Source organism: Phaeobacter sp. 11ANDIMAR09, assembly GCF_001294455.1.
Classification (GTDB): Bacteria; Pseudomonadota; Alphaproteobacteria; order Rhodobacterales; family Rhodobacteraceae; genus Pseudophaeobacter.
In genome coordinates this window covers 1-6,849 of the sequence record NZ_LIKT01000059.1, presented here as the reverse complement: position 1 = coordinate 6,849, position 6,849 = coordinate 1, and the positions used below count along the sequence as shown (strand labels likewise).

The following is a 6,849-nucleotide window of genomic DNA, read 5'->3' as shown; positions in this document are numbered from 1 at the left end:
AGGTCAACTTCAACAAGTGCATCAGGATCTTAGCGGTAGAACGACAAAAGCCCCCGAAGGGGCTTTGTCGGTGGCTTCTACTTTACAAGTAGAGCTGGTTGCGGGAGTAGGATTTGAACCTACGACCTTCAGGTTATGAGCCCGCGTGCCAATCTCACCTAAATTACTGAAAAAAGGCAAAGTTTCCTTTGATTTCGGGAAATTATCTGACTCCTGCTTGACGCAGAGAGTCACGGAATGCCATTAACATCCCTCACTTTGCCGGACACAGCACGGACACATTATGCCAAAGATTAACGAGACTTTCGTGAAGAAAGTCGAGCCACCAACAGTCAACCACAAAATTCATTATGACAGTGAAATCCCTGGCTTTGGTCTTCGGGTTACGCGGGCTGGCACCAAGTCCTTCATTCTGAATTACCATATCTACAAGCGGGAGCGCCGGTTCACGATAGGTCAGTTCCCTGCTTGGACCGCTGCAGCAGCTCGTGACAAGGCCAAGGAACTACGCCGCCTAGTCGACCAAGGTATTGATCCTCTAGAGGAGCGCATAGAGCGACGCGAAGCACCGACGGTGGCAGATCTTTGGATTGAGTATGAAAGCGTACACCTACCAAAACTGGCGCTGAGAAGCCAAAAGGATCAGCAGGGTATGTGGACAAACTACATACTCCCAGAGCTCTCCTCAGTTGCGGTTCGGGACTTGAGCAGTCGTCAAACTGACCGCCTACACGCCAACATTACGGAGAAGACCCCTACCCGAGCCAATCGGGTTCTGGAAGTTCTGCGAACCGCTCTCAACCTGGCTATCCGGTGGGGGTGGATCGAAAAGAACCCCGCCGATGGCTTTCCCCGCAACGCGGAACATTCTCGCGAGCGTTATTTGTCCCAGGATGAATATGAGCTGATCTTTGCAGCGTTGGAAAAAATGCCGAAACAAAAAGCTGCCAATGCAATCAGGTTGATCGTTCTGACAGGGGCAAGGCGCGGTGAAGTTCTTGGCCTTGAATGGAGTGAAGTGGACCTCGAGCGGGGGATCTGGAACCGCCCACCCCACAAAAGCAAAGACCGAAAAGCTAAGAGAATCCCCTTCTCCAACGAAGCCCTCGTCTTGCTGAACACCATGCACGACGAGGCCGACAGTAATTTTCTTTTCCCAACCTCTAAGGGGACGCCCATGCCGGATCTGAACCGCCCATGGCGGTGGCTGAAAGAGGCAACCGGTCTCACAGATATTCGAATTCACGACCTCCGTCATTCCTTCGCGTCGGTCTTGGTCTCCAGCGGAAAGACCCTTGAGACTATTGGGAAGCTTCTCGGGCACTCCCAGTACCAAACAACGATGCGCTACGCCCATCTCATGGACGACCCGTTGAGGGACGCCGCCAACAGTTTTTCCCAACTGGCATCCGTCAGGATGTCACGAATTAGCTAGCGATTACAGGGCTTTGATTTCGGGAAATGAGCGCTCATTTCCCGAAATCGACGGCGACGCCGAGCCTGATTTTGTCTAAAAACTGCTCCACAACCAATACAAGGAGCACAACATGATAACCAAAGACGACCACCTCAAACCTTCCCAAGTTGCCGAGCTACTCAACGTATCAAAGCGGACGCTGAGCCGCTGGCACGCCCATCGGGTTGGCCCATCCCGCGTGAAAGTCGGCCGGACCATTCTCTACCGTAGAGCAGCGGTAGACGCATGGCTGGTAGCCAACGAGACTCAACCGACTACGACATTCCAAGGGGTGAATACATGAGCCAATTTTCCGTCCTCGCCCAAGGTAATTATAGAGAATTCCGAAACACTTGTGACGGCTCGCAATTGAGCGTCAATGGCCACAAGCTGAAACGGCGACAAGGGAACAGCCCACGGCCCGATAAATCGCAGAAAATTTTGGCCAGCCTTGTGGAGGAACCTTGGCAGACTCTGAATGAACTCCAGTACACATGGAACATTCAAGATAAACATGGCATCGAAACTATTCACAAATTGATGCGTGACGGCCTTGTTGAGAGATTCACAAATGGCAGCACCGTACTTTTTGGGATCCCCTATCGACCACTTGAGCTACCTGGATACGAACCACAAGCATTGGATTTTCGCTGAATCTCCGCTCCACCAAGTGGTGCGCAAGTTCACCACCTTGTCGAAACTTGGCGACTAGGTGGTGACCGCGGCGCCCCGCATTCGACAGAAATAGTGTAATGGACCTTAGTTTATTTCTCCCCCTTTAGATCTTTCTATTTCAAGAAAAGAAAATAAGTAAGAGAAGAGTAATAAGGGGAACGTCCGTCACACTATTTCAATTTGACCGGCAGTTGTCGAAAAGCTGCTGGCTATATCCCCTACTGGCGAAGTTGCGCTCCCCGGCGAAAAAGATGGTTTTTGCCCTCTTTAGGGATCAAGGCCCTTTTTCCAGCCCCAGCCGCCCCCAAATAATGAGACCTAACAACCATGAAGCTAGAAACACTGGCTAAACGCATATCGCAAAAAACAAACACTCCAATTTTGGAAGCCATCGTACTTGGCACCGCTCAAAAAGATGAACTACCTGAACACTGCATCTATTGGGATGGCGCTCATACTGGCAAAGCAGAACCACGGGTCCGCATGAAGCGAGGTTACGATAACATTCCCTGGCCAACAGTAGTTCGTGACCGTCCAAGAGCCGTCATAAACTTCAAAGGCAAACGCCATGCTGTACAACGGCTATTGTTCGACTTCACTGTCGCTCCAGACTTCCCCTACAAGTTGGAAAACACATGTGGAGAGCCGTTGTGCGTCAATCCGATCCACTACCTCGCTAAGGCGGTTCACAACAGCAACGTGCGCCAACCAGAGCCCAAGGGCGCAGATCAGTCCAAGGACGACTTGGATCAACACATTGCGGATGAGGGGCCCTGGACAGTGGAGGAAGTCGGTGAGCTTGTTGAAATGGCTCTCACCGAACACGCTATTACGTCTTGGCAGTCATTGATCGACCTGGAAATCCTCACTGAAGCCCCGCATGAACTGATCAGCGAGTATCTGAATACTATTGGCAAACAACATCTGTGTGCCTGAGTATTCCCATCATGGTGTAATCCATAGTTAGAAGTGGATCACACCAATGGAAAAAGGGCGCAGCGACCACTCAGGGATCCGGCATCACCAGATCTATGTGGGGTCGCAGCCTGGCCGCAATTCCGGTCTCCGGCTTCCAAGTAGGAGTGCAATGGTCAAGTACGACGGACAAGTTTCGCTCCGCTTCATTGCCCTTTTGCGTTCAGCATTTCGTAAATTATGTTGGCAAAAAGGCTTCCCTTCTCCGGCATAGTCAAAAGTCGCATCATTTGCTTCTGATGGGCTTCGTTGCTGTCCAGAATAGCATCTTCGACAGCCTTCTGAAAATCTCCCAGCATCGCTTGCTCACGGGTATTGTTGGCGATCTGGGTCATGACCCGATCATTTTCACGAACTTTGTCAGAAATCGTCTGAGCGTAGTTCACCACATCATCATCTGTCAGACCGTCTCCAGCAAACAGGTCATTCAAACGCTGGATGATCTGGGACAGAAACTCTTCAGACTTATCTTTTGCTGTTCCGCTGCCAAGCCCAGAGCCAGGGTCGAGCCCTTCGCTAGCATCGATTGCGAGCTTCAAGTTTTGCTGTTTTTGAGCTACTCCCCATCCTTTGGACAGTTTACCGCATAACTTAAGCTACTTTCTGCTCCTGCTGATCTGGTTTGGTTTCTTCTTTTCTCAGCCAATAGACCACGGCTGGCGGTCTGCCGCCAAGGGCGGAATGTGGGCGCTTCCGATTGTAGAATTCCACCCACTTTCCGATACCAGCTTTTGCTTCCGATCCGGTCTCCCAAGCGTGCAGGTAGACGCATTCGTATTTCAGGGACCGCCACAGGCGCTCTACAAAGATATTGTCGAGGAAACGCCCTTTGCCGTCCATTGAGATGCGCACACCAGATCGCCGCAATCGGTCCGTCCAGGCAAAGGATGTGAACTGGCTGCCCTGATCCGTATTCATAATCTCGGGCTTGCCGAAGCGGTGGATCGCCTCGTTCAGCGCTTCGACGCAGAAGTCCGCTTCCAGCGTGTTTGAGATGCGCCAGGCCAGCACCTTCCGGGTGTGCCAGTCAATGACTGCTACCAGATACAGGAACCCCTTACGCATCGGCAGATAGGTTATGTCAGCCGCCCAGACCTGGTTTGGGCGCCCCACCTGCAGACCCCGTAGCAAGTACGGATATGTCTTATGTCCCTTCGCCGCCTTGCTGGTATTGGGCTTCTGGTAGATCGGCATAAGGCTCATCAACCGCATCAAACGGCGGATGCGCTTCTCGTTTACCGGATGCCCTTCGTTGCGAAGATGCCACGTCATCTGCCGCACGCCGAAGAACGGCGTCTCCAGAAACTGCTCGTCGATCTGGCGCATCAGCGTCAGGTTCAGCGCTGTCTCACCCTTGGGCCGGTAGTAGAACGACGACCGCGAGATCGACAGCAGCCTGCATTGTTTGCCGACCGACAAGCCAGGATTGGCTGGTTCGACCATTTCCCGCCTCACTTGCCGATCCACGGTTTGAGCTTTCGTGACAAAAAATCGTTGGCCACGGCCAGCTCCCCGATCTTGGCGTGGAGCTCTTTGACCTGCTCTTCGTCGATCTCGGGCTTGTTTCGGCTGCCTCGTTCGAACACGCCGGACGCACCCTCTAAGAGCGCCCGCTTCCAGCCGTGGATCATCGTCGGGTGAACACCAAACTGGCTTGCCAGCTCTGCGACCGTCCGCTCGCCCTTCAAAGCCTCCAGCGCAACCTTGGCCTTGAACTCGGGCGAATGGTTCTTCCGTTTCGACATTTCTGATCTCCTCTTCGTCGAAGATCAGCAGACAGCAAATCGTAGCTCACGTCAGTGTCCGAAATTCGGGGGGTAGCTCAGCCAACAGGCGAAAGTCGCAATCTATTTCGGTGCTTAGTCATGAGATGCGTACGCCGTTGAATGGTGTCATCGGAGCTGTCGACTTACTGGAGCGGACTGAATTAACCGATTTACAAAAGAAATACCTTGGCTACGTGAGCACCTCTTTAAATACACTGCTTAAGCATGTCAACGACGTACTAGTAGTGAGCAAGCTCGACAGCAGCAAAGTCATTCTCGAAAAGGAGTTAGTCAACCTAAGAGACCTGATGAGTGATATTGTTCAAGAAAACTCTGCACAAGTCGAGCAGTCTGGCGGTCGGATCACCCTGACATTCGCACCAAATACTCCACTTGAGGTAGAGACCGACCCGAGGCTGTTAAAGACAATAGTCGCAAACCTCGTCGGCAATGCAGTAAAGTTTGCAGCGGGCGAGAAAATCAGCATTTCAGTGGAGCACGTTTCGATTGGAACGCTAGCGTTCACAATTAAAGACAGTGGCCCAGGAATCCAATCATCTGATTTTGACAGTGTCTTTGAACCATTTACAGTGCTTGACGCATCCTATGGACGCCACTCTGAAGGCACAGGTCTTGGGTTGAGCATTGTAGCAACGTCTGTCGAGGCGTTGGACGGTCAGATAGAGTTGCATAGTGAGTTTGGTAACGGGTGTGAGTTCCGCGTACAAATTCCAGTTGATCTCCCTGAAGTCTGCTCCGAGTTTACCACCCGCGACAGTCTAAAAGCCCCTCCTTTGCGTAATAATCCTGAACCCACCAAAAACAAGGAACGTAAAAGGTGCTTGTAGTCGATGACAACAAAATTAATCGCCTGCTACTTACGGACATGCTTCAAGGATTGGGACACTCAGTTTCTGAGGCTGAAGACGGTTCGATTGCGCTTGAGGCGGCAATGAATGAACGTTTCGACCTGATTTTAATGGATATCAGTATGCCGTACATCGACGGTACCGAGGTTTCAAGAAGGTTGCGAGAAAGTGACGGTCCTAATCGCACAACAAAAATTATCGCGCAAACCGCTCATGCCAGCCCGAATGACCAAGAAAAGATTTTTTCCTCTGGAATGCAGGGTGTTTTAACCAAACCCATCTCAATTGAGGCGCTTCAGTCAACTTTAGCTACCTTGGCGGAAAAAGAGAAATTTTTCACTTTCGATGACCTCGCATACCGATCCGTGTTTGAAACGGAAAAGCTTAAAGGCCTGGTTCGAGCAAATGGCGTTGGACCAACTGACCTAGTTCTAGATGAACTGTTGGATGAAGCCACTTCCATCATTCTTAGGCTGAAATCCTGCGACGCGTCACATTATAGGGAGAAGGCTTTGAAAACCCGTGTCCACAACGCAGTTGGTGCCTGCGCTTCCCTGGGCGCTAATGCATTACACAGAAGTTTTAGAAAAATCGAAGATTGTCTGAAGAATGGAACATTGAGTTCCTCTAGAGATTTTCTTGACACCGCGGAACGTTCGCTAGTCGAAACACGTTATGTCGCATCCAATCTAATGTCTCAATTGAGACAAGCGCAATGACGACGACATAGTTGCGTTGCGCTCAGTGAATTGACGCATGCAGGGGATGGCCGCCGTATCTTTCTCCAACGTCCAGAAAAGTCTGATTGTGGTAGCACGATGGTCCGGCAGCGCTTATCCATACTCTGAGGCCCACGAGACTTAAAGCGGATCATCCAATTGTTTGGGGCCACTCCATCGGCCTTTTGTGGAACAACAGCTGTGAATGCAACTAATGACCTTCCTCCCGCTAAAGGTACTCAACAACTATGAAAAAACGTAAAAGTCCCTGCGTCGATGTCTGTGAATTTACCGGCCCTAGTGGCTGGTGTCTTGGCTGTGGCCGCACAAGGGAGGAATGCGCAAGGTGGAAAAAAATGAAACCTTACGAGGCAAATATCATTGAGAAG

9 protein-coding genes are annotated in these 6,849 nt (G+C 51.2%); 7 read left to right on the top strand and 2 right to left on the bottom strand.

Annotated elements, in window-relative coordinates; genetic code table 11:
• The first annotated feature begins 283 nt into the window (after positions 1-283).
• From AN476_RS21825 to AN476_RS21815, 4 genes are all read left to right on the top strand, one after another.
• On the top strand, positions 284-1,435 hold the full coding sequence (locus AN476_RS21825) for a site-specific integrase (protein WP_054463875.1): 1,152 nt from the start codon (positions 284-286) through the stop codon (positions 1,433-1,435).
• 112 nt (positions 1,436-1,547) lie between these two features.
• Positions 1,548-1,760 (top strand): helix-turn-helix domain-containing protein, encoded by a 213-nt coding sequence (locus AN476_RS22680; RefSeq protein ID WP_216598417.1) that lies wholly within the window; start codon positions 1,548-1,550, stop codon positions 1,758-1,760.
• On the top strand, positions 1,757-2,110 hold the full coding sequence (locus AN476_RS22990; RefSeq protein ID WP_157063849.1) for a hypothetical protein: 354 nt from the start codon (positions 1,757-1,759) through the stop codon (positions 2,108-2,110). Before AN476_RS22680 ends, AN476_RS22990 begins: the two co-directional genes overlap by 4 nt.
• 348 nt (positions 2,111-2,458) lie before the next feature.
• On the top strand, positions 2,459-3,067 hold the full coding sequence (locus tag AN476_RS21815) for a hypothetical protein (RefSeq protein ID WP_054463873.1): 609 nt from the start codon (positions 2,459-2,461) through the stop codon (positions 3,065-3,067).
• A 185-nt stretch (positions 3,068-3,252) separates the two neighbouring features.
• Here the strand turns inward: AN476_RS21815 and AN476_RS21810 are convergent, their stop codons facing one another.
• Positions 3,253-3,645, bottom strand: a complete 393-nt coding sequence (locus AN476_RS21810; RefSeq protein ID WP_054463872.1) for a hypothetical protein — start codon at positions 3,643-3,645, stop codon at positions 3,253-3,255.
• 52 nt (positions 3,646-3,697) lie between these two features.
• Positions 3,698-4,851, bottom strand: a protein-coding gene (locus AN476_RS21805) for an IS3 family transposase (protein WP_371257382.1) whose coding sequence is annotated in 2 segments (ribosomal slippage) — positions 3,698-4,584 and positions 4,584-4,851 — 1,155 coding nt in all. Because the reading frame shifts where the segments join, the coding sequence is not laid out codon by codon here.
• A 2-nt stretch (positions 4,852-4,853) separates the two neighbouring features.
• Between AN476_RS21805 and AN476_RS21795 the strand changes: the two genes are divergently transcribed.
• The 3 genes from AN476_RS21795 to AN476_RS23515 form a co-directional block, all read left to right on the top strand.
• On the top strand, positions 4,854-5,720 hold the full coding sequence (locus AN476_RS21795) for a sensor histidine kinase (RefSeq protein WP_371257383.1): 867 nt from the start codon (positions 4,854-4,856) through the stop codon (positions 5,718-5,720).
• The gene (locus AN476_RS21790) at positions 5,711-6,460 is read left to right on the top strand and encodes a response regulator (RefSeq protein WP_054463868.1); all 750 of its coding nucleotides are present in this window, start codon (positions 5,711-5,713) and stop codon (positions 6,458-6,460) included. Before AN476_RS21795 ends, AN476_RS21790 begins: the two co-directional genes overlap by 10 nt.
• A gap of 248 nt (positions 6,461-6,708) precedes the next feature.
• A partial coding sequence (locus AN476_RS23515) for a DUF1289 domain-containing protein (protein WP_083464465.1) occupies positions 6,709-6,849 on the top strand: 141 nt, incomplete at its 3' end.